The sequence below is a fragment of the Pantoea sp. CTOTU50773 genome, assembly GCF_032082325.1.
Taxonomy (GTDB): Bacteria; Pseudomonadota; Gammaproteobacteria; order Enterobacterales; family Enterobacteriaceae; genus Pantoea; species Pantoea communis.
The window spans coordinates 1-23,559 of sequence record NZ_DAMDQC010000032.1 but is presented as its reverse complement, the minus strand read 5'-3'; the positions used below and the strand labels follow the sequence as shown (position 1 = coordinate 23,559).

The following is a 23,559-nucleotide window of genomic DNA, read 5'->3' as shown; positions in this document are numbered from 1 at the left end:
ATTCTTCCCCTAATTACCCTTTAACCCGGCACAGCGCTTCCGCGCCAGCCTGCAGTGTTGCGTCGTCTTTCGCGAATGACAGGCGAATTAATTTATTGTCAGTGCCGTCCATATAAAACGCCGACAACGGAATGGTGGCCACACCGTGATCGACGATGAGACGTTTTACCATTTCACTGTCGCTTTCGTCACTGAAATGTCCGTAACTGGCCAACATAAAGAAGGAACCTGCGCTTGGCAGCAGCTTAAACGGCGAATCTTGCATCAATGACAGCAGGCGATCGCGTTTTTCCTGATAGAACGGTGACAGCTGCAGATAGTTTTGCGGATTCTGCAGATAGTGCGCAAAACCCACCTGCATTGGCGTATCGGCGGCGTACATCATGAACTGATGCACCTTCACAATTTCTTCCATCAACGCGGCCGGTGCCAGCGCATAACCGACGCGCCAGCCGGTAACGTGGAAGGTTTTGCCGAATGAAGACACGATCACGCTGCGCTGTGCCAGTTCCGGATGGGTTGCCATGCCGCAGTGGGCACGGCCATCAAACAGGATGTGTTCGTACACTTCGTCGGACAGTACCACGATATCCGTGTTGCGGGTTAAGGCCGCCAGCTGCTCCAAATCGGCTGGCGTCAGCACCTGCGCACTGGGGTTGTGCGGCGTGTTGATGATGATCATGCGGGTGCGCGGCGTGATGGTGGCGCGCAGTTCATCCCAGTTGATCGCAAAATCCGGCACCTGCAACTTCAGGCCAATCGGGGTTGCGCCCTGTAAACGCACCACCGGCGCATAGCTGTCGAACGCCGGTTCAAAGAAGATCACCTCGTCACCAGGATGCACCAGCGCCGAAATAGCGAGGTAAATACCCTGGGTGGCGCTGCCGGTGATCAGCACTTCGCTGCCCGCAGCATAGCGCCGGCCATAAAGCGTCTCGACTTTTTCAGCCAGCGCTTCACGCAGCGCCGGTAAACCGGTCAGAGAGGCATATTGGTTATGACCTTCGCGCATGGCTTTACTAACCAGCTCCACCAGATGCGGATCGCACGGGAAGTTCGGCGCACCTTGCGACAGGTTGATGGCTTTATGTTGTGCTGACAGCTGGCCGATGACGCTGAAAATCGTCGTGCCGACATCGGGCTGTTTGGAAGAGATGTTAACACTGCTATTCAAGGTCATCGTTGCTCCACAAGGTTGCATAACCACGTAAGGAAAGTAGATTTCTATTCAACGGTGAGACGCTTGAGTCGACAAGCGAATTGTTGTCATAATAGCCATGATTAAAAATCATAGCATGAGGTCGTTATGTCCCGCTCCGCCCTGCCGTTGAATGCCATCCATGCTTTTCTGGTCACCGCACGCCATCTTAACCTGACGCGCGCCGCCAGCGAATTATGCATTACGCAGGGTGCGGTGAGCCGTAAAATCGCCACGCTGGAAAGCTGGCTGGGATTTCCCTTGTTTGCACGCCATGCGCGTGGTCTGCATCTTACCGAGCAAGGCGCGGTGCTGTTGCCCGAACTGCAACAAGGTTATGCCATGCTGGTGAATGCCACCGAGAAAGCCAGCCGCAGCAATGCCTCAATTCGCCTGAAAGCGCCCACCTGTGCCATGCGCTGGCTGGTGCCACGTTTGGTGGCGCTGGAGCAACAGCGGCCGGAAATCCATGTGGCACTGACCACCACGCTGGACCACGCTTCACAGCTGGAAAATTATGATGCGGCGATTGTGTTTGGCACGCCGCCTGCCGGTTCCATTCGTTTATTTGATGAGCGACTGACACCGGTCCTGGGCAGCAACATCACGCCACCCGTGGGCATCAGCGATTTGGCGAGGTTTACTTTTTTGCATCCCACCAATGATTCCCGCGACTGGCAAATGTGGCTGGCGGATCAAGCGGCCACTGTGCCGATGGCACGCAATCAGCACTTTGCTACTATGGATCTGGCCATCAGCGCGGCGATTCAGGGCTTTGGTGCAACGGTGGCGGATGTGACACTGGTGCAAAATGATTTGGCGAATGGTCGCTTGATTGCCCCGTTTGCCAACAGCGTGGCCACCGGGGCAGCGTACAGCCTTTTACAGTGCGCAGAACAGGATGCGCCACCGTTCCTGCCGGATCTGGTGGCGTGGTTGTGTCAGCCTCAGAATGAAACCCACTCATCGGCGCTGGCCGACTTCGATTGAGCGACAGGCGTACTGGTTAACAGCGGACGGCGCAGAACGGTGCTGGCTGGCGCGGCCTGAGCTTTACCTAACGGCGCACTGTCCGACAGACGGAATTTCGCGACAGAAGCCTGCAACTCTTCCGTTTGACGCTCCAGCGCACTGGCCGCCGCAGAAACCTGCTCTACCAGCGAGGCGTTCTGCTGAGTCACGCTGTCCATTTCCGTGACGGCGGTGCCAACTTGCGAAATGCCCTTGCTCTGCTCTTCGGAGGCGGCCGCGATGTGCTTCATGATCTCATTCACATCCTGCACCGACTTCAGAATATCGTTCATGGTGCTGCCTGCGCTGCTGACCAATGCAGAGCCCTTATCCACGCGCTGGACGGAATCTTCAATCAGCGTGGCGATCTCTTTCGCCGCCCCGGCACTGCGCTGTGCCAGATTACGCACTTCACTGGCCACGACCGCAAAACCACGGCCTTGTTCGCCCGCACGCGCGGCTTCAACGGCGGCGTTAAGCGCCAGGATGTTGGTCTGGAAAGCAATGCTGTTGATCACGTTGGTAATCTCAGCAATTTTCTTCGAACTGCCGGAAATGCCCTGCATGGTGGTGACCACTTCCCCTACCAGACGGCCGCCCTGCTGCGCGGTGCCGGTAGCCGTTTCTGCCAGTGAACTGGCCTGACGGGCGTTGTCGGCGTTGAATTTCACCGTTGCCGTGAGCTGCTCCATACTGGCCGCAGTTTGCTCCAGCGCGGCCGCTTGCTCTTCGGTACGGGAGGAGAGATCGTTGTTACCGGATGAGATTTCTGCCGCGCCGCGATAGATATTCTCGGTTCCGCTGCGAATGGCGCTCACGGCTTCACGCAGGCTGTCCTGCATCGCACGCAGCAGCGGCACCAGTTTGCCAACACAGTTGCGGCCGAAATCTTCCACGGGCTGACTAAGATCGCCTTGGGCAATCACTGCAAAATGGTTACGTACGCGCTCCAGTGGTTTCACCAGCATCGCTACCAGATAACGGTCGGTGAACAGCAAAATCACCAGACCGAACACCACAGCAACCAAAATAATCACCTTAGTAATGTTGGTGAGTTTATCGACGGTGACACGGGTTTCATCCAGCTTAATGCCTGCGGCTTTATTAAACGCCTCCGCGCTGGTGCCAAAGGCGCGGCTGAGGGCGGGCGTCACGTTATTAGCCTGTGTGCGGTAAGCTTCAACGGTGCTCTGCTGTGCCAGCGACACCTGCGGCGCAATCCCCTCATCCAGCAATTTCTGCCAGCTGGCGATAACGCTGTTAACCGTTTCACTGTCCATCGGGCCAGGTGCCATCGCTTTGAATTGCACCAGCTGCGCTTTCATACTCTCCAGCGCCTGTTGCACCGGTGCGAAGGCATCCGCGCTTACTGCCGCGCCCGATGCACGCCCTTCCATCACGCGGGATAGACGCGTCACCACACGAAAATATTGATCGTTGCCTTTACTCAGTACCGTCATCTGATTAACCAGCTCACGGTCTATCTCATTCCCTTCGCCGAGGGCATTGAGCGAGTGCACGCTAAATAATCCGACACCGCACCACAGCAGGCAGAACAGCCCGAGAATAGTCAGCATGACGGCGCGAATAGTGAAGTTTTTTAAGATTCCCATACATAATCCCTTGGTGTGAAACGCGTAGGAGGCCCGATAAAATCGGGCATATTGCGTTTATCGGCAGTGGATTGGGAAAATGTAACGGTTTAATAAGCTAATTAATTGCTGTCTGCTTAAGCCGGATAGGAAATGTTATTCCTGAAAATCAATGGATTAGCCGAAAATTTGCCTTATAAATTCATTTGCGCAATTTCACTATTAGCCTGCTCATCAAAGCTTAACGTGACTGCGCATCATCAGACGGAACAAACGCAGCCGCCCACGCATAAAACGCGCCTTCAACACCGCTTGCGGTTTACCCTGATCACCGAGGGCTAATGTCAGGTCTTCACGGGGACGCCACACCGGCCAGTCGATTTTGCCCTGTAGCCGATAGCTAAACTCACTGGCATCCCGGGCGAAGGTCACCCAATAGGTACTGACCATGTCGGCGAAGCGCTTGTCTGCGGCAGTGTAATCCCGCTCAGGCAGCGGTTTCAGTGAGGTCAGCGTGTTGAACACATAGGGGATTTCGTTGCCGTGCCAGGTGCCATGTGGATAGAGGTCGCGGGCGTTCTCTGACACATAGTCGAACCAGTATCGCCAGGCAGGCATGCCAATACTGTGTTGAGACTGCGCCACCAGTAACGGGATCACGGTAAACGCCATGTCTCGCGCCACTGCCCGGCCCAGTAAGGTATCGTCGTGAATATCGTATAGCCATTTCATCAGGCCATAACTCAGGCGATTTTTGCGACGAATTTGTTGTAACACCGTTGCAGGATCAACACCAAAATAATCCAATACGCTGGCTTCATCACTGTTACTTCCCACCATCAACGGCACCCGATGCTGTTTACCGGTCATAAAGGTTTCGAGCATCGGTTTGGGGAGCACCGCATCACCGCTGATTGCCACTGGACCTAATCCCAGTGGACGTTGCAGCGGCCAGAATTGATCGGCAGGTAACTGACGAAGCTGTTCGGCAGAGGCGTGATCCGGCAGGCCAAAATGCGCTGCAACCTGTTTACCGATCTGTTGCGCCCTCCTGCGCGGCACATCCGGCAAGCTGTATGCACTCTGGACAATACCTTTGTGGAACAGCCCTTCAGCCAGCGGAGAACAGCACAAAGACAACACGCTGCGCGCCCCCGATGATTCGCCAAACAGTGTGATATTTTGGCGATCGCCGCCAAAGGCAGGAATATTGCGTTGAACCCATTGCAGCGCAGCGATTTGATCCAGCAAGGCAAAGTTATTTACCACCGCTTCTTGCGGGTATTCAGCATCCAGCGCCGGATGGGCGAAAAAGCCAAAATGGCCAAGACGATAATTGAGCGTGACCACTACGACGCCCTGCGCGGCTAAGGCTTTGCCGCGATAGGGATCAAGACTACCCGCGCCGATGGTAAAGCCTCCGCCGTGCAGCCACACCATCACCGGCAAGGGACGGGAGGGCTCAACGTCTGGGGTCCAGATATTCAGGTACAGACAATCCTCATTGAACCGGCCCGGATCGCCGCCACCCACTGCCACGCAATAATCCCGGTTTTGCCAGCTGGCATCACCCCATTGCGTGGCTTCACGTACTTCTTGCCAGTGTGCAACCGGCTGTGGCGGACGCCAGCGCAGTGCGCCCACAGGTGGCGCGGCGTAAGGTATTCCCTTGAAGACAAAAAGATCATCGTCAATCAGGCCTCTGAGTTCACCCTCTGCGGTCATGATCCTCAGACGTCGTTCGTTTTTCATCTCGGGTTCCCAGATCAAGCTTGGTTCCATTATTTGCAGGCCTTGAGCGAATGTCCATGTTCTGAAAGCATTTGCAGATTAAGCCGAATATGCTTTCGATCCGTTGAACATCTCCATCAAATTATTTGGCTAACCCTGGCATGGCGAATTGCATTAAGGTTACAAGTTAACCTGGCGAGACGGAGAAGCGCGATGTTTGGTGGTATCAACCAGATGTTCAATCGGATGAGCGATCACCCGGACTTCGGTAAACTGCTGTTACGTCTGACGTTTGGCGGCCTGCTGTTATTTCATGGCGAATTCAAGGTGATGCATGGCGTCGACTGGATCGCTCATATGTTGGCCGTTAAAGGCATGCCAGGTTTCATCGCTTACGGTGCTTACATCGGGGAAATAGTGGCACCTGTCATGGTGATCATCGGTTTAATGACGCGCCCTGCGGCTTTCATTATTGCGGTGAACATGGTTGTTGCGACCTTGCTGGTAAAAATGGGCGCGGTCTGGCATCGCACAGATGTTGGCGCCTGGTCTCTGGAAACAGAGGCGCTTTATCTGCTGGGCGCACTCGCCATCATGTTCTTGGGTGCCGGGAAGTACACGCTGGTGCGTGATTCGCGCTTGCAATAAAAATCAAAATAAATGAAGCCGGTCTGCTGAAGTGCTGATGCCACTTCACAGACCGGTTTTCTTATGCCCTTAACGTATACCGCAACGAGCCAGACTGCGCTGCTGCATCTGTTGATACAACGCCATCTCATCCTGCACCGCTGCACCTAACGCGGCTTCAAAATCCGCCCGGCTGGCATTGCCCGCGCTACGTGCGTGCGTTTCGTCGCCTAAATTAGACTGAAATATCCCCGCTGCGCTCACTGGCAGAAAATCTTCATACACTATCGGTTCTGCCAGCACGCGCCCTTCAGCAAGCAGTTGAACCAGAGTTTCTCCCGTTTGCGGAGGATGCTGGGTGCCCTTAGCGGTCAAACGATAGCGGAACCACGCCAGTTCCTGTTCGCGCAAGGTATCTTCATCATCTGGGAAATCGCGAAACACCGCGCTCAGATGCTGTTGATGATGCTGGTTATCACTGCCGGTGCCCGCTTCTGCCAACAGACGGTCGTAGAGTGTGCGGCCTTTGGGGGTTAGCGCCGCGCCGCGCTGTTCGATCTCACCAAAGCGCGCAGTATGTGTGCCGGGGGTGCCGTCATTAAAATGGACTGCCTCTTCCAGCGCTTTAAAGCTGGTTTGACGTAACAGAATCGGCACCTGACGTTGGGGGGGGCCCTCGATGAGGGTTTTAGGATCGATGCCGCGCGTGGGCATTAAGGTTTGCACGCGATCTATATCCAACGTGCGTGGGGTCAGATGGTTGATGTGGCACCCCTGGAAGCACACTACGTCGGCAATCAAACGATGTTGCTGGCTCAGTGCGCTGTAGGTTTCATTGTCCACGAGGGTATGGGCATGCCAGCGGAAGGTTTCCAGCGCCTCTTTGACAAAGCGAGCGGCATCAGCGGCGTTTAAACCGCCCTGCTGTTGATGTTGCGCGATCAATGCGCGGCAACCCGGCGTGAAAATATCGCGCGCGGCTAAAATCGCGGCGGCTTTCTCTCTCAACGCGGCATCATCAATCAGTTCAAGACGTAACAGAGAGGTAAACACGCGGAACGGATTGCGGCGCAATGCGCTGTCCGTAACCGGACGAAAAGCGGTGGAGTGAACCGGCACGCCCGCCTGGGAGAGATCGTAATATCCCACCGGTTCCATCCCCATCACCGCAAACATCTGGCGCAGCGTGCTGAGTTCTTCGGCAGTCCCCACACGAATCGCACCGTGACGTTCCACGCTGAGACGGTCCAGTTCATCGGCGGCAGCGAGGCGGTTTTTTAAAGCGGGTTGTGCTTCCAGCGTACGTTCATTCACGGCCGTGACCAGTTGCGTCAGGGTGCCATATTGCGGCACTTCCTGCTGATACATACTGGACATCGCTTGCGAGAACAGCGTGCGAATCGCATCGCTGGTGAGAAAGTTTTCCATGGTCATCACCTCGGCGTTAAGGGTTGTTGCTAATGTAGATCAACCCTTTATCGCCGTGGAGGAATTTCGTGGAACTGTGATCGCCCTGTCACTCAGCCCGGTCTGACGGGTCACCAAAGCGACATTTCAGGGCCAGCATGATCGTGGTGAGCACGGCTGGAATCGCCAGCAACAGGAAGATTTGGCTGAACGACCACCCGAGCGAAAGAAGCTCTGCGCCGACAAAAGCACTCATAATCGCACCGACACGACCCACACCGTGCATCCAGCTGGAACCGGTCGCACGCGCGTGCGTAGGGTAATAGCTGGCGGACAGCGCATTCATGCCGGTATTGGCGCCGTTAAAGCAGAAGCCGCTAAAGAAGGCGATGGCACTCATTAATCCCACTTCCGCCGGGGAGAAGCCGAGCGCGACAATCGCAATGCCGCCACAGAAGTAGATCACCGCCAGCGCGATATTGGCATTAATGCGATCCATCAGCCAGCCCGCAAACAGCGAACCTACCGTGCCGCCCGCCTGGTACATCGCCGTGACGATAGCCGCTTCCGTCACCGACATTCCCAGCGTGTTGATCAGCGAGGGCATCCAGCTGCCAATCAGATAGACGAGGAACAGCCCCATAAAGTAGCCGCCCCATAACATCAGGCTGCCGAAGAGATATCGCCGGGAAACCACCGTCGCCACTGCGCCACGCCGCACGATAACCTGTTCAGTGGACTGGTAATGGCTGTTCGGCTCAACGACGCCAGGCAGCATGCGATCCAAAATGGCATGTATACGTGCAGCAGGTGCGCGACGGCTAATCAGGAAGCGCACGGATTCCGGTAAGCCGCGCAGCAGGAAAGGCAAAACAATCAGCGGCAAGACGCCACCCATCAACATCACGGAGTGCCAGTCATAGCGAGGCAACAGCCAGGAAGCTGCAAATCCGCCCGATGCGGCACCAAAGGTGAAACCGCAGAACACCACGGTGATAATGAATGAACGTCGACGCTCTGGTGCATACTCTGCTACCAGCGTTCCAACGTTTGGCATGGCTGCACCGAGGCCAAGGCCGGTGAGAAAACGGAATAACATCATTTGATCGATGTTTTGCGCCATGGCGGTGGCCAGCGTCCACAAGCCAAAAAAACCCACGCTGAGCAGTATCATCACACGCCGCCCGTAGCGATCGGCCAATGGCCCTGCCACCATGGCACCTAAGGCCAGGCCAATCAGCGCAGCGCTGATCACCATGCCAAGCTGATGATTAGTGACGCCCCAACTGGCTTTCAATGTAGGAGCGATAAAGCCCATCAGCGCGATGTCCATGCCATCCAACGCAACAACGATGAAGCACAGCGCAATCAGGCGTTTTTGCCAACGGCTAAGCGCACTCTGATTAATCAGCTGGCGAACATCTACGGCCTCAACGGTGGTCACGGATCAACTCCTGCACATTCATCGTTTAATCATCAGTTTTGGTAAAAAAAACGGCGATAATGATAGCTCATCGTTAACAATAACGGGCAGGATTTTTAGGTGTAAGTGAGAATTATTCAAATTATGCGAGATTAAGCGCTTGATATTGCAATAGGTGATAATTTTGCATTGGCGCTGATTTTTACTAATTCGAGTTAAAACATCAGGTTAGCAATATCAGGGCTTTTGTTAATATAATTTTGCAGTGAAGTTAACATAATTCCAGTTTTCCCATTGCCGCCATCAGGTAAAAGTCATTATGTTTGAGGCTATGGACAAAAATTCCCTTTTCAATCAGCGCATTCGCTTGCGCCATTTACACACCTTTGTTGCGGTCGCGCAGCAAGGCACGCTGGGGCGCGCGGCAGAGACACTCAATCTCAGCCAGCCTGCGCTCTCAAAAACCCTGAATGAGCTGGAAGAACTGGCTGGCGCGCGTCTGTTTGAACGTGGTCGTCTCGGTGCCCAGTTAACGACGCTCGGCGAGCAATTTCTTGTCCATGCGGTAAAAGTGCTGGATGCGCTTAACCATGCAGGCCAAAGCTTTAACGCCCCACAACCCGGCCGACCGGTCGTGATTCGCCTCGGCGCGCTCACCACAGCGGCAATGGGTATGCTGCCACAGATTCTCGATCGCTTTCACGAGCAACAACCGAACACCACGGTACAAGTGGCGACATTACATAATAATGTTCTGCTGGCCGGGTTGCGCGCGGGTGAGTTTGATATTGGCATTGGGCGCATGGCCGACAGTGAAATGATGGCGGGTCTGAGTTATGAATTGCTATTCCTCGAGTCGCTTAAACTGGTGGTACGTCCGGAACACCCGCTCCTCAGTGACAACGTCACGTTATCCCGCGCGATGCAGTGGCCAGTGGTGATATCGCCGGAGGGCACCGCCCCGCGTCGTATCGCTCAACATATGCTGGACGAGCAAGGTTGTGCGCTTCCCGCTAATTGTGTGGAAACCTCATCCACTTCGCTGGCGCGTCAGCTGGCCCTGCGTTATGACTATGTGTGGTTTGTCCCCTCAGGCGCCATCAAGGAAGACCTTAGCCACAATGCCGTTATTGCACTGCCGATTAACTCCCCTGGGCCGGGAGAGCCGGTGGGGATTATCACCCGCAGCGGCAGTCATCTCAGCCTGAGTGCCGAAGTGTTGCTGGCGACCATTCGCAAATTTCACACCTGATTAGCGACTGCGTTTGGCGTGGCGCTCACGATTATCCAGCCGCGCCTGATCCGTTTTTCTTAAACTGACATACAGTGCCCCGGCACCTCCGTGCTGGGGCTGCGCCACGCAAAAGCTTTGCACCTCGTCAAACTGCGTCAGCCAGTGTGCCAGATAACTGCGTACGATATTGGCATGGGCTTCATCATCACGGCCTTTACCGTGGATAATCAGCAGATTGCGTAGCCCCTGCTTGCGTGCCTGCAGCATGAAACTGAACAATGACTTTCGACAGGTTTCTATCGGCTGACGCAGCAGGTTCAGGCTGGCGTCCAGGGAATATTTCCCCAGCCGCAACTTATCCAACACACCTTGTTGAATCCCTTCTGTTTTGTATTCCAGCGGAGTCGTCAGCGGGATGATGTCAAGAAAGCCCCGCGTGAGGAAATTTTCCTGTTCGTCATTGGCTTGCGTCGGGCGCGGCGCTTGGGTCGAAGGGGAACGCAACCATTGGGTATTGGCACAATCTTTCAGTGGCGTCACATCGCCCATGGCATCCCGGAAAAGGTCTTCATCGTCTAGGTTCATGGTGTTTTCTCACGCCTGGTGGTTTGCTGAGCGCAAGTTGCCGCTCAAAAACAAAATAGTAGCAAAGGATTTTTGGCATCACATCTGTCACTTTTTGCGCTGAGACAAGTTATGACCAGATGTAAATATGGCAACAAAACGTTCCAGGTCAAAAAATAATGTCATGCAAACCTTGCGCAAACTCAGGTATACCCTACGTTAGTGGGGGTTTAAAGGGAATTACTGCTCGGATGAGTTCCCTTAACGCGTAAAAATGTTAAAATTGACGGCAGTCAATAATCATCGAGCGTACCTATATGATCCCGGAAAAACGCAGCATTCGACGTATTCAGTCTGGCGGTTGTGCCATTCACTGTCAGGATTGCAGTATCAGCCAGTTGTGTATCCCTTTCACACTGAACGAGCATGAGCTGGATCAGCTGGACAATATCATTGAGCGCAAAAAGCCGATTCAGAAAGGTCAGACGTTGTTCAAAGCCGGTGATGAACTGAAATCGCTTTACGCTATCCGCTCCGGCACCATCAAAAGTTATACCATTACTGAACAGGGTGACGAGCAGATTACCGGCTTCCATCTGGCAGGGGATTTAGTGGGCTTTGATGCGATTGTCGGCGCGCACCACCCGAGTTTTGCTCAGGCGCTGGAAACAGCGATGGTGTGTGAAATTCCTTTCGAAACTCTCGACGATCTCTCCGGTAAAATGCCGGCACTGCGCCAGCAGATGATGCGTCTGATGAGCGGTGAGATTAAAGGCGATCAGGATATGATCCTGCTGCTCTCCAAGAAAAACGCGGAAGAGCGTCTGGCGGCCTTTGTCTGGAATTTGTCACGCCGCTTTGGTCAACGTGGCTTCTCACAACGCGAATTCCGCCTGACCATGACGCGTGGTGACATTGGTAACTACCTGGGACTAACCGTAGAAACCATTAGCCGTCTGCTGGGCCGCTTCCAGAAAAGTGGCATGCTGGCCGTTAAAGGCAAATATATCACTATCGAGAACCATGCGTTGCTGGCAGAACTGGCGGGTCAGACTGAACAAGCTGCGTGATTCTATGCCGGGTCGATAAATGTTAGTTTATTGATCCGGCAACAACTTTTCCCCTTCTGCCCTGCGCCAACTTAGGCTATCTTTAATCCAACTTGCTTTGGTTTGAGGAGATTGCCTTATGTCCCGGTACCAAAATATTCTGGTGGCGATTGACGCCCAACAGGACGATCAACCCGCGCTGCGTCGTGCGGTGTATCTGAATCAACGTATCGGCGGAAAAATCAAAGCTTTCCTGCCTATCTACGACTTCTCCTATGAAATGACCACCTTGTTGTCGCCTGATGAGCGATCCAACATGCGTAAAGGTGTGATCAGTCAGCGTACTGAATGGATTCGTCAACAGGCCCACGCCTATCTTGAGGCCGGTGTTGATATTGAAATTAAGGTGGTGTGGCATAACCGCCCTTATGAAGCGATCATTCAGGAAGTGATGGCGCACCAGCACGACCTGGTGTTGAAAATGGCCCATCAGCACGATCGCCTGGAAGCAGTGATTTTTACCCCGACAGACTGGCATCTGCTACGCAAATGCCCCTGCCCGGTGTGGATGGTGAAAGATCAGCCGTGGCCGGAAGGTGGCAGAGCCGTTGTGGCGGTCAATCTGGCCAGTGAAGAGCCCCATCACGATGAATTAAACCAAAAGCTGATTCGTGAAACAGTGCTGCTGGCCGATATGGTCAATCACACAGAAGTGCACCTTGTCGGTGCTTATCCCATCACGCCAATCAATATCGCCATTGAACTCCCCGACTTTGACCCCAGCGTGTATAACGATGCGATTCGCGGACAACATCTGGTGGCGATGAAAGCGCTACGCCAGAAATTCTCCATCGGCGAAGAGTTTACGCATGTGGCAAAAGGCTTGCCGGAGGAAGTGATACCGGATATCGCCTCTCATCTGGAGGCGGGAATTGTGGTACTCGGCACCATCGGCCGCACTGGCCTTTCGGCCGCGTTCCTGGGGAATACCGCTGAGCAGGTTATCGATCATCTCCGCTGTGATTTGCTGGCAATCAAACCGGACGATTTCAAATCGCCGATTGATTATGACGATGAAGAAGACGAAGACGATTAAAACAACAAAGGCGACCAGATGGTCGCCTTTTTAATCGCACTACAGATTACAGCGCGCGCAGGATACCTTCTACACTCGCCTTCGCATCACCAAACAACATTTGCGTGTTGTCTTTGAAGAACAGCGGGTTCTGCACCCCAGCGTAACCGGTATTCATTGAACGTTTAAACACGATAACGTTCTGCGCTTTCCACACTTCCAGTACGGGCATACCAGCGATTGGGCTGCGCGGATCTTCCTGCGCCGCCGGGTTAACGGTGTCATTGGCACCGATCACCAGCACGGTATCGGTATCGCTGAAATCATCGTTAATCTCGTCCATTTCCAGCACCACGTCATACGGCACTTTGGCTTCAGCCAGTAACACGTTCATGTGGCCAGGCAAACGGCCAGCAACCGGGTGGATGCCGAAACGCACTTTGATGCCACGCGCACGCAGTTTTTCGGTAATTTCCGCCACCGGGTACTGTGCCTGCGCCACTGCCATGCCGTAGCCTGGGGTGATGATCACTGACGTTGAGCCTTTCAGCAATTCCGCCGTGTCTTCTGCCGTGATTTCGCGATGTTCACCCTCTTCTTCGCTCTCGCCACCGACACTCACATCGGTACCAAAACCACCGGCAATCACGCTAATGAACGAGCGGTTCATCGCCTTACACATAATGTAGGACAGGATGGCACCCGAAGAACCCACCAGCGCACCGGTGACGATCAGCAGGTCGTTGCTGAGCATAAAGCCCGCAGCCGCTGCCGCCCAACCGGAGTAGGAGTTGAGCATCGACACCACAACCGGCATATCCGCACCGCCAATCGACGCCACCAGATGCCAGCCGAACACCAGCGCAATCACCGTCATCAACAACAGCGCGACGACTTGTGAACCGGTGCTATTCGTCTGTACAAACCACAGCATCAGCAAGAAGGAAACCACCAGCGCTGCCAGGTTCATTTTATGACGATGCGGCAACATCAGCGCTTTCGACGAAATCTTGCCGCGCAGTTTACCAAACGCCACGATGGAACCGGTGAAGGTCACTGCACCGATAAAGATGCCGAGGAACACTTCGGTCAGATGGATATTTTCCATTACCGGCGCCAGGCCTGGTGCGTGGTCGATGTAACTGTTGAAACCCACCAGCACCGCTGCCAGCCCCACAGGGCTGTGCAGAATCGCTACCAGCTCTGGCATTTCAGTCATTTCGACTTTCTTCGCCAGACGCACACCGATTGCACCCCCGATCACCATCGCCAGCAGGATCCGCGCCACGTTGCCGCTGTTGGGGCCGAAGATGGTCGCCAGCAGCGCAATCGCCATGCCGCTGACACCAAAGATGTTACCCTGCTTTGACGTCTCGTGTTTTGAGAGGCCAGCCAGGCTGAAAATAAACAGAATTGCGGCAACAATGTATGCTGCAGTCACTAATCCGCCAGACATGTTGTTACCCCTTAATTCTTACGAAACATTTTCAGCATGCGCTGGGTGACGGTGAATCCACCGAAGATATTGATGCTGGCAATCAGTACTGCGACGAAGGCAAGGAAAGTCACCCACCCGCCGTGTCCCATCTGCAGCACCGCACCCACCACAATAATGCCGGAAATGGCGTTAGTGACGGACATCAATGGCGTATGCAAAGCGTGACTGACGTTCCACACCACGTAGTAACCGACGACACAGGAGAGCGCGAAGACAGTAAAGTGGGAGAGGAATTCAGGCGGTGCCACGTTAGCGAGGCAGGCAAAGAGCACCACAGCCAATGCCAGCAGCAGATATTTGCGCCACGGTGAAACCGGTTTGGCTTCCACTTTTGCTTTTGGCTCAATGGCCGCCTGCGCCGCTTTCGGTGCAGCAGATACCTGAATCGGTGGTGCTGGCCAGGTGACTTCGCCGTCACGAATCACGGTGACGCCACGTACCACAACGTCTTCGAAGTCGACGGTGATTTCGCCGTTCTTCTCTTTGCACAGCAGTTTCAGCAGGTTGACCAGATTGGTACCGTAAAGCTGAGAGGACTGTGTTGGCAGACGGCTAGGCAGATCGGTATAACCAATGATCTTCACACCGTTGCTGGTTAAAGTCACCTGATCAGCTACCGTGAGATCACAGTTACCGCCGGTTGCTGCCGCCAGATCGACAATCACGCTACCTGGCTTCATGCTGGCAACCATTTCAGCGGTAATCAGCTTCGGTGCCGGTTTGCCCGGGATTAAAGCGGTAGTGACGATGATATCGACTTCTTTCGCCTGCGCGGCAAACAGCTCCATCTCTGCCTTAATAAAGGCTTCTGACATCGCTGTAGCTTAGCCTTCGCGACTGCCGGCTTCTTGTGCGAAATCCGGCCCAAGGAACTCGGCGCCCATACTCTGCACCTGTTCTTTCACTTCTGGACGGGTATCAAACGCACGAACGATAGCCCCAAGGCTGCCCGCTGCACCGATTGCCGCCAGACCCGCCACGCCCGCGCCGATAATCATCACTTTCGCCGGTGGTACTTTACCCGCGGCGGTGATTTGCCCGGTAAAGAAGCGGCCAAATTCATGCGCCGCTTCAACAATGGCACGGTAACCCGCGATGTTCGCCATGGAACTCAGCGCATCCAGTGCCTGGGCACGAGAAATACGTGGCACAGAATCCATCGCCATGACGGTAACCTGGCGCGCCGCCAGTTTTTCCAGCAGTGCCGGATTTTGTGCGGGCCAGATAAAGCTAACTAAAGTGCTGCCCGCGCGTGTCAGTTCGATCTCCTGATCGTCTGGCGCATTCACTTTTAACACGATGTCAGACTGCCAGACACTTTCGGTGGTGCTGACAGTGGCACCAGCGGCGATAAAGCTCTCATCGTCAAAACTTGCGCGAATACCTGCGCCCTGCTCGACCGTGACGCTGAATCCCAGCTTGATCAGTTGCTCAACGGTCTTTGGCGTTGCAGCAACGCGCGACTCATTGGCTAACCGCTCTTTGGGTATCCCAATTAACATACTGTTTCCTTTCAACAATTAAAGGATGAGGTTCTGTAAGTGGCACAAGCCCATAAGGCTGAAACAGCGTTTCAGCTTTTTATGAGCAAAATGCGCAATGTAACAAAGTCTTTATAACCTACTGAAAATGTGAAAAGTGATCCACAGCGATAACGCACACTTATGACATTCACTCAAATATTCAGATGCAAAGATTGAATGCCACCTTTTGCCACTAGTTTTGCGACATAATAAAAAATATTCTGCTGCGCAAAATCGTGTCATGTCGAATTTAGTGTTTTCAAAAACCTTTATTTAACAATACTTTAACTATTATGATGCTATGTGTTACCAGAATAAGTGGTAAAGCGGTCAAAAAAAAGCCATAGCATAGGTAAATGACATGTCGATGAATTATTTGCGGAGATTGTCAATCTTATGCGCATAAATTGGCTGAGACAGGTTGATTATTACATGCAATAATCAGCGGCTAATCTGTTATACATCAAGAGTCCAGCACGTTTTCGTACTCATTTTGCGTAAGGCGAAGGATCATTTTTATGAAGCTGAAGAACACCATTCTGGCGACCACTTTGTTATCCCTGTTGGCAGCAAATGCATTTGCCGCCAAAGAGTTGACGCCAGAACAAGCGGCCGCGTTGAAACCATTCGAACGTATTAATATCAGCGGTCGTTTCAATGCCATCGGTGATGCTACCGATGCCATCTCTAAAGCAGCCGATGAAAAAGGCGCTGACTCCTTCTATGTACAGGGTATCAACGATACCAACGGCAACGGCGGCAACTGGCGCGTCACGGCTGATTTGTACAAAGCTGATGCCCCAAAAGCGGATGACACCACCAAATACCGCATCTTTAGCGGTGTGAAAGAGTTGCCAAAAGCCGAAGCCTATCGTTTAGAGCCATTCGATACTGTTTCTGTTAGCGGTTTCTTCGCCAGCCAGCCAGATGTGAATGATGCCATTGCCAAACAGGCGAAAGACAAAGGCGCGGCATCCTTCTTTATTGTGCGTCAGGTTGATGCCAATAACGGCGGTAACCAGTACGTGACTGCTTATGTCTATAAAGCGGATGCACCAGAACGTAAGGTGCAGAATGTTTCAGATTCGATTCCTGCCGATTCTGAAGCCGGCAAAGCAGCACTGGCTGCTGGCGGCGCTGCAGCCAGCAAAGTGGCCATTCCGGGTGTTGCCTCTTCTGATACCCCTAGCCGTAGCGTAGGCCGTTTCTTTGAAACGCAGAGTTCAACGGGTCAGCGCTATACCGTTAAGCTGGCAGATGGTCGTAGCGTGCAGGAAGTGAATGCGATTACTGCCGCACAGATGCAGCCGTTTGATACTGTGACCTTCTCTGATCACTTCGGAACGCCGACTGAAGTGTCTGAAGCCGTGGCAAAACGCGCAGCAGATAAGGGGGCGAAGTACTATCACATCACCCGTCAATGGTCGAGCCAGAGCGGTGGCAACCTGACCGTGACCGCGGATCTGTTCAAGTAATTCCCCTGCAGGGCGGCTTTTGTCGCCCTGTGCTTCTGTTTGCATAGTCTCTGCGCAGATCTGCATAATCCTGCATTGCCTTCCCTTTTCGCTCTCCGTAAAATCCTTCGCCTGTTTTCAGGGTATTCCGTTTTAAATCCGGCCAATTGCCACGTTACACTCCAGCGGAATCGTCACTAACCAGCATACTCTGCTGCCCAGGAATGGTGTTTTGGATAAAAAATTAGGTTTGAGCGCGCTCACTGCGTTGGTACTCAGCTCGATGCTCGGTGCGGGTGTGTTTAGCCTGCCACAAAATATGGCTGCCGTCGCCGGCCCCGCTGCACTGCTGATTGGCTGGCTGATCACTGGTGTGGGCATCCTGTTTCTTGCATTTGCCATGCTGCTGCTGACACGCTTAAAACCCGAACTGGACGGCGGGATTTTTACCTATGCGCGCGCCGGATTTGGTGAGTTGGTAGGATTTTGTTCTGCCTGGGGCTACTGGCTCTGTGCGGTCATCGCCAACGTGTCGTATCTGGTGATTGTCTTTTCGGCGCTGAGTTTCTTCACCGATTCGCCTGACCACGTGGTGTTTGGCGATGGCAATACCTGGCAAGCGATGCTCGGTGCGTCGGTACTTTTATGGCTGGTGCACTGGCTGGTATTGCGTGGCGTGCAAACCGCCGCCAGCATCAACCTGCTCGCTACCCTGGGGAAACTGGTGCCACTGCTGCTGTTTGTGGTGCTGGCCCTGCTGGCATTCAACTACGATCGCTTCCACTTCGACTTCAGCGGCGTTGCGTTAGGCCAGCCGCTCTGGCAGCAGGTCAAGCAGACCATGTTGATCACCTTGTGGGTGTTTATTGGCGTGGAAGGCGCGGTGGTGGTCTCCGCGCGTGCACGTCATAAGAAAGATGTGGGACGCGCCACCATGCTGGCGGTTATCGCCGCACTGCTGGTTTACTTGCTGGTGACCCTGCTTGCACTGGGCGTGGTGCCGCGTGCAGAGCTGGCGCAAATGCGAAATCCTTCCATGGCCGGCTTGATGCAGCATCTGTTGGGGCATTGGGGTAATACGGTGATTGCGGTGGGTCTGATTATTTCCGTGTGTGGCGCGTATTTAAGCTGGACAATTATGGCGGCAGAAGTCCCTTTTCTGGCGGCACAGCAAGGGGCTTTTCCCCGCAGCATTGCGCGACAGAATAGTCACAATTCGCCAGCCGCTTCGTTGTGGCTCACCAACGGCAGCGTGCAGGTTTGTCTGATCCTGATTGCGGCCACTGGCGCGGATTACAATACGCTGCTGACCATCGCGTCAGAGATGATTCTGGTGCCGTATCTGCTGGTGGGGCTGTATTTAATTAAAGTGGTTCGCGGACAAAAAAATCCGCTGGCATTGGCGGTAGGATTGGGTGCCAGTGCTTACGGATTCTGGCTGCTTTATGCTTCTGGCCCGCTGCACCTGCTGTTGTCTGTGGTGCTTTACGCGCCGGGATTACTGCTGTTCCTTTACGCGCGACGCGGCGGCCGTGGTAACAGAGTGTTGTCACAACTTGAGCGCATCGCGATTGGATTACTGATTGCGGCAGCACTGCCAGCGATGTGGCAGCTCACGCAGTAATTAGTGAGGCTGAACCGGGATGGAAACGCACAGCAGGTCATCCTGCTGTGTCAGATTGAGCGCTTTACGATATTCCTGATGAATCGCGTCCAGCTGATCTTCTGACAACGGATAAGGCAGTTGGATGTCAAAACGGCTGATGTGCTGTTGTTCCGCGAGGGTAATCAGTCGCGAAATATTGATCTCGTCGCTGACCTGCGTTGAAATGATTTGTAATGCTAATTCTTTCAGATGATCGTCGCTTGCCGCTAAGCCGTGTGCAGATTTACGCGTCACCATGCCAAAAATCGGCATGACACCGTAAATGGCGTCAACGAAACTCCAGCGTTTTTTGCAGGAAGCAGAGAGAAAATCGCTGTAATTGAAGCAGATGCGGTCACTGTATCCGGCTGAAGCCAGCTCTTTATCAGACACCCTCGCACTCCTCCTGGTTTTCGTTACGGTTCCGAACCTTGCGCTACAACGCGCCGCTAATAATGGCACATTTCAGCGTAAATATACCAGTCAGGCAGGGATATTTCGTGCGATAGCGTAGAGCTCAGGACCAGGAAAAGTTATGCTGCTGTCATTCTCATCACTTGCCGTGAAATATGAACAAAATTGTCTATGTGGAAGATGAGCCAGAAGTCGGTGAATTGATCGCCGCTTATCTTGGCCGCCACGATATTGAAGTGACTGTTGAACCGCGCGGTGACCGTGCTGAAGCGACTATTTTAGAAGCCGATCCCGATCTGGTGCTACTGGATATTATGTTGCCGGGCAAAGATGGCATGACCGTTTGCCGCGACTTGCGCGCGCACTGGTCAGGGCCGATTGTGCTGCTGACCTCGCTCGACAGTGACATGAACCACATTCTGGCGCTGGAGATGGGCGCCAACGATTACATTCTGAAAACCACGCCGCCCGCTGTTCTGCTGGCACGCTTGCGTCTGCATCTGCGCCAGGCGCAGGGTTCTCAGCCTGAAGTGGCGCCCGCTATTCAAAGTTCCCAGCGGGTTTTGCGTTTTGGTTCGCTGACCATCGACTCCCTCAATCGCCAGGTGACGCTGTTTGACGAGAACATCACCCTTTCCACCGCCGATTTTGATCTGCTGTGGGAGCTGGCCACGCATGCAGGCCAGATCCTGAATCGTGATGCCTTGCTGAAAACCTTGCGAGGGGTGAGCTACGACGGCATGGATCGCAGTATTGATGTGGCGATTTCTCGTCTGCGCAAAAAGCTGTATGACAGCGCCACCGAACCGTTCCGCATCAAAACCATCCGCAATAAAGGTTACCTGTTCGCGCCTCAGGCCTGGGATACCCGCTCCGCATGAGAAAGCTCTTTATCCAGTTCTATCTGCTGCTGTTCGTCTGCTTTCTGGTGATGACTTTGCTGGTGGGCTTGGTGTACAAGTTCACCGCTGAGCGTGCGGGCCGCCAGTCAATGAATGATTTGATGGCCAGTTCGCTGTTTCTCATGCGCAGCGAACTGCGTGAGATTCCCCCGCGAGACTGGAACAAAACCATCCGCAACCTCGACCTCGATCTGTCGTTTGAGCTGCATATCGAACCGATGAGTAAATATCAGCTGGATGAACCGGATATGCGCCGCTTACGTGCCGGGGAGATTGTCGCCCTCGACGATCAATACACCTTCCTGCAGCACATTCCACGCAGCCACTATGTATTATCGGTTGGCCCTATTCCCTATCTGTTCTACCTGCACCAGATGCGCATTCTGGATATCGCGCTGCTCGCGTTTATCGGCATGTCGCTGGCGCTGCCGGTGTTTATCTGGCTACGACCTCACTGGCAAGAGATGCAGCGGCTGGAGAAAGCCGCGCAACGTTTTGGTCGCGGCGAGCTGGATGTGCGCACCCATTTCGAAAGCACGTCGAGTCTGCACAGTCTCGGCGTGGCGTTTAACCAGATGGCCGACAACATCAACACGCTGGTCGCCAGTAAGAAACAGTTGATTGATGGTATTGCCCATGAGTTAAGAACCCCGCTGGTTCGCCTGCGCTATCGCTTAGAGATGAGTGACAATCTCAGTGAAGCCGAGTCGGCGGCACTCAATCGCGATGTCGGCCAGTTAGAAAGCCTGATTGAAGAGCTGTTAACCTATGCCCGCCTCGACCGCCCGCGTGTCGATCTTAACCTTCAGTCGTTTGATTTGGCGCAGTGGTTGCGTGTGCATATCGAAGATGTGCAAACCATGAATCCACAGGCGCATATCGCGCTGGATATTCCGCAACTTGAGAATGTGGGCTCCGCCGATACCCGTTTGATGGAACGCGTGCTGGATAATCTGGTGAACAATGCGCTGCGTTATGCCCAACAGCGTCTGCGCGTCAGTCTGTGGTTTGACGGCGCCATCGGTAATTTACAGGTAGAAGATGATGGTCCAGGTATTCCACCTGAAGAGCGCGCACGCGTGTTCGAACCTTTTGTGCGTCTCGATCCTAGTCGCGATCGCGCGACCGGCGGCTGTGGGCTCGGGCTGGCGATTGTCCACTCTATTGCACAGGCACTGCAGGGACACGTCACCATTGAGAGCAGCCCGCTCGGTGGCGCCAGCGTTCGCTTCTGCTGGCCGGTTGATCTACCCTTGCGAGATATTTCGCCCCGTTTACCGTCATAAGGAGCTTTAATTGTGACTTCTGCTTATCAGGAACTTAGCAAAACTTTCCAGCGCCTGGCACGCTTTGGCCATCTTGGGGCTATTGCCGGTGTCGATATGCAAACCACTATGCCACCCGGCGGCAGCCAGGCGCGCGGTGAAGCCATGGCGGAACTTAGTGTTTTTATGCATGAAGTGTTGACCGATAAACGACTTGGCGGCTTATTCGATGCCGCCCAGCAGGAATCGTTGAACGATGTAGAGCACGCTAACCTGAGCGAGATGCAGCGTGCGTGGCAGCAAGCAACGATTCTGCCTGCTTCGTTGGTTGAAGCCAAATCGCTGGCCGGTTCGCGTTGTGAGCATGCCTGGCGCCAACAGCGCCCTGCCAACGACTGGCAAGGCTTCTCGGCTAACCTAAAAGAAGTGGTGAAACTCAGCCGTGAGGAAGCCCAGTTACGTGCCGAAGCGCTGGGTGTCTCTCGTTATGACGCGTTACTGGATGTGTTCGAACCGGGCATGACCAGTGCACAACTCGACAATACCTTTGGCGAATTAAAAAGCTGGCTGCCCGCGCTGCTACAGAAAGCCGTCGAGAAGCAGCAGAAAACCGCCATCTCGGCGCCGGTTGGTCCCTTTGCTATTGAAGCGCAGAAGCAGCTCGGTTTGAGTGTGATGAAAACGCTGGGCTTTGATTTCAATCATGGTCGCCTGGATGTCAGTGCACACCCCTTCTGTGGCGGCGTGCCGGAAGATGTGCGCATTACCACCCGTTACAATGAGAGCGACTTCCTCAGTGCCATGATGGGCGTGATCCACGAAACCGGTCACGCACGTTACGAGCAGAACCTACCAAAGCAATGGCGTGGACAACCGGTGGCCCACGCTCGCTCGACTGCCATGCATGAATCCCAAAGCCTGTTTATGGAGATGCAATTAGGGCGCAGCAAGGCATTCCTGCAGCATATCCATCCGCAGGTTGTCGCCTTAATGGGTGACCAGCCGGCATTAGCGTTGGATAACTTTGTTCGCCAGACACAACGCGTGAAGCCAGGCTTTATTCGCGTGGACGCGGATGAACTGAGCTATCCAGCTCACGTGATTCTGCGTTACGAAATCGAACGTGCGTTGATTGAAGGTGAGATTGAAGTTGATGACATCCCCGCGCTGTGGGATGAAAAAATGCAGCAATCGCTGGGAATAGATACTCGTGGCAATTATCGTGATGGCTGCATGCAGGATATTCACTGGACCGATGGCGCTTTCGGTTACTTCCCGACGTACACCTTAGGTGCCATGTACGCTGCCCAGCTGTTCCAGGCGGTGAAGCGCGCGATTCCTCAAGTGGAAGATCTGATCCGTAACGGAGAGTTGCAGCCGGTGTTTGACTGGTTACAACAGAACATCTGGCAGCACGGCAGCCGCTTCCCGACGCAACAACTGTTAGTGAATGCCACGGGCGAAACGCTCAATCCGCACTATTTCCGTCAGCACCTTGAACAACGCTACCTCTCTGCGTAAACTGCGCGGCGGCCCAATCGGCCGCCCTTTTCACTTCCTTTACCCGCCTTTGTACATTCCGTTACACGCCGATACCAATGCCTCACGGAAAGACTGAATTGTTTTTCATATAGTTCATTCACCGGCCCCGCAGTGGGCTACACATGAAAAAATAGTTCGAGGATTTTGCGATGAAAAAATTAGTTGCACTGGTGATCGCCGCTGCTATGGGTATGTCTTCTGTTGCTTTCGCTGCTGAGACCACTACAGCTGCTCCGGCTGCTGCCGCTACCACTACCGCAGCACCTGTTAAACATAAAGCGGTTCATCATAAGAAAGTTGCCCAGAAAGCGCAGGCAGCTAAGAAACACAAAAAAGTAGAGAAGAAAGCGCCAGCTGCACAGAAAGCTCAGGCTGCTAAAAAGCACCACAAAAAAGCAACCAAAC

At 53.9% G+C, this 23,559-nt stretch carries 19 protein-coding genes and 1 pseudogene; 11 read left to right on the top strand and 9 right to left on the bottom strand.

Going from position 1 to position 23,559, the window contains the following annotated elements; translation table 11 throughout:
- Positions 1-13: 13 nt before the first annotated feature.
- Positions 14-1,180 (bottom strand): methionine aminotransferase, encoded by a 1,167-nt coding sequence (locus tag RT340_RS07545; RefSeq protein WP_313375121.1) that lies wholly within the window; start codon positions 1,178-1,180, stop codon positions 14-16.
- A gap of 126 nt (positions 1,181-1,306) precedes the next feature.
- On the opposite strand from RT340_RS07545, the gene RT340_RS07540 reads away from it, so the two are divergent.
- On the top strand, positions 1,307-2,188 hold the full coding sequence (locus RT340_RS07540; protein WP_097117073.1) for a LysR substrate-binding domain-containing protein: 882 nt from the start codon (positions 1,307-1,309) through the stop codon (positions 2,186-2,188).
- Here RT340_RS07540 and RT340_RS07535 read toward each other — a convergent pair.
- Both RT340_RS07535 and RT340_RS07530 read right to left on the bottom strand, forming a co-directional pair.
- Positions 2,146-3,822, bottom strand: coding sequence for a methyl-accepting chemotaxis protein (locus tag RT340_RS07535; RefSeq protein WP_034830905.1), 1,677 nt, complete (start codon positions 3,820-3,822; stop codon positions 2,146-2,148). The genes RT340_RS07540 and RT340_RS07535 overlap by 43 nt on opposite strands.
- 213 nt (positions 3,823-4,035) lie before the next feature.
- Complete coding sequence (locus RT340_RS07530; RefSeq protein WP_211727954.1) at positions 4,036-5,553, bottom strand: carboxylesterase/lipase family protein; 1,518 nt, start codon at positions 5,551-5,553, stop codon at positions 4,036-4,038.
- A gap of 192 nt (positions 5,554-5,745) precedes the next feature.
- Between RT340_RS07530 and RT340_RS07525 the strand changes: the two genes are divergently transcribed.
- Complete coding sequence (locus RT340_RS07525) at positions 5,746-6,180, top strand: DoxX family protein (RefSeq protein WP_034830906.1); 435 nt, start codon at positions 5,746-5,748, stop codon at positions 6,178-6,180.
- Between the two features lie 69 nt (positions 6,181-6,249).
- Here RT340_RS07525 and RT340_RS07520 read toward each other — a convergent pair whose 3' ends face one another.
- Both RT340_RS07520 and RT340_RS07515 read right to left on the bottom strand, forming a co-directional pair.
- Complete coding sequence (locus RT340_RS07520; RefSeq protein WP_313375117.1) at positions 6,250-7,587, bottom strand: VOC family protein; 1,338 nt, start codon at positions 7,585-7,587, stop codon at positions 6,250-6,252.
- 88 nt (positions 7,588-7,675) lie between these two features.
- Entirely contained in the window at positions 7,676-9,010 is a 1,335-nt protein-coding gene (locus tag RT340_RS07515) for an MFS transporter (protein WP_211727956.1), read from the bottom strand.
- 310 nt (positions 9,011-9,320) lie between these two features.
- Between RT340_RS07515 and RT340_RS07510 the strand changes: the two genes are divergently transcribed.
- Positions 9,321-10,241 carry a LysR substrate-binding domain-containing protein gene (locus RT340_RS07510; protein WP_034830936.1) on the top strand — a complete coding sequence of 307 codons (921 nt, stop codon included), beginning with the start codon at positions 9,321-9,323 and terminating at the stop codon, positions 10,239-10,241.
- Here the strand turns inward: RT340_RS07510 and smrA are convergent, their stop codons facing one another.
- Positions 10,242-10,808 (bottom strand): DNA endonuclease SmrA, encoded by a 567-nt coding sequence (smrA, locus tag RT340_RS07505; protein ID WP_313375115.1) that lies wholly within the window; start codon positions 10,806-10,808, stop codon positions 10,242-10,244.
- A gap of 296 nt (positions 10,809-11,104) precedes the next feature.
- Here smrA and RT340_RS07500 point away from each other — a divergent pair, with 296 nt between their 5' ends.
- Together RT340_RS07500 and uspE are read left to right on the top strand one after the other, a co-directional pair.
- Entirely contained in the window at positions 11,105-11,857 is a 753-nt protein-coding gene (locus RT340_RS07500; protein WP_034830913.1) for an FNR family transcription factor, read from the top strand.
- Between the two features lie 118 nt (positions 11,858-11,975).
- Complete coding sequence (uspE, locus tag RT340_RS07495; protein ID WP_034830915.1) at positions 11,976-12,932, top strand: universal stress protein UspE; 957 nt, start codon at positions 11,976-11,978, stop codon at positions 12,930-12,932.
- Positions 12,933-12,978: 46 nt separating this feature from the next.
- On the opposite strand, the gene pntB is transcribed toward uspE, so the two are convergent.
- Complete coding sequence (gene pntB / locus RT340_RS07490; RefSeq protein WP_313375108.1) at positions 12,979-14,367, bottom strand: Re/Si-specific NAD(P)(+) transhydrogenase subunit beta; 1,389 nt, start codon at positions 14,365-14,367, stop codon at positions 12,979-12,981.
- A gap of 11 nt (positions 14,368-14,378) precedes the next feature.
- Positions 14,379-15,911, bottom strand: a pseudogene (gene pntA, locus RT340_RS07485) (Re/Si-specific NAD(P)(+) transhydrogenase subunit alpha).
- 539 nt (positions 15,912-16,450) lie between these two features.
- Here pntA and ydgH point away from each other — a divergent pair.
- Positions 16,451-17,407, top strand: a complete 957-nt coding sequence (ydgH, locus tag RT340_RS07480; protein WP_097117067.1) for a DUF1471 family protein YdgH — start codon at positions 16,451-16,453, stop codon at positions 17,405-17,407.
- A gap of 211 nt (positions 17,408-17,618) precedes the next feature.
- Positions 17,619-19,010 carry a basic amino acid/polyamine antiporter gene (locus RT340_RS07475; protein WP_211727959.1) on the top strand — a complete coding sequence of 464 codons (1,392 nt, stop codon included), beginning with the start codon at positions 17,619-17,621 and terminating at the stop codon, positions 19,008-19,010.
- Here the strand turns inward: RT340_RS07475 and RT340_RS07470 are convergent, their stop codons facing one another.
- A complete protein-coding gene (locus RT340_RS07470; RefSeq protein WP_313375104.1) occupies positions 19,011-19,424 on the bottom strand; it encodes a hypothetical protein in 414 nt (137 codons plus the stop codon).
- Positions 19,425-19,600: 176 nt separating this feature from the next.
- Between RT340_RS07470 and rstA the strand changes: the two genes are divergently transcribed.
- From rstA to asr, 4 genes are all read left to right on the top strand, one after another.
- Positions 19,601-20,326 (top strand): two-component system response regulator RstA, encoded by a 726-nt coding sequence (gene rstA / locus RT340_RS07465; RefSeq protein WP_313375102.1) that lies wholly within the window; start codon positions 19,601-19,603, stop codon positions 20,324-20,326.
- Positions 20,323-21,633: a two-component system sensor histidine kinase RstB gene (rstB, locus tag RT340_RS07460; RefSeq protein WP_283215239.1), complete on the top strand. Its 1,311-nt coding sequence runs from the start codon at positions 20,323-20,325 to the stop codon at positions 21,631-21,633. The genes rstA and rstB overlap by 4 nt, the downstream gene beginning before the upstream one ends.
- A gap of 12 nt (positions 21,634-21,645) precedes the next feature.
- Complete coding sequence (locus RT340_RS07455) at positions 21,646-23,133, top strand: carboxypeptidase M32 (RefSeq protein WP_313375099.1); 1,488 nt, start codon at positions 21,646-21,648, stop codon at positions 23,131-23,133.
- Positions 23,134-23,303: 170 nt separating this feature from the next.
- Positions 23,304-23,559: acid resistance repetitive basic protein Asr (gene asr / locus RT340_RS07450; protein ID WP_313375097.1), on the top strand; the 256-nt coding region annotated here is incomplete at its 3' end.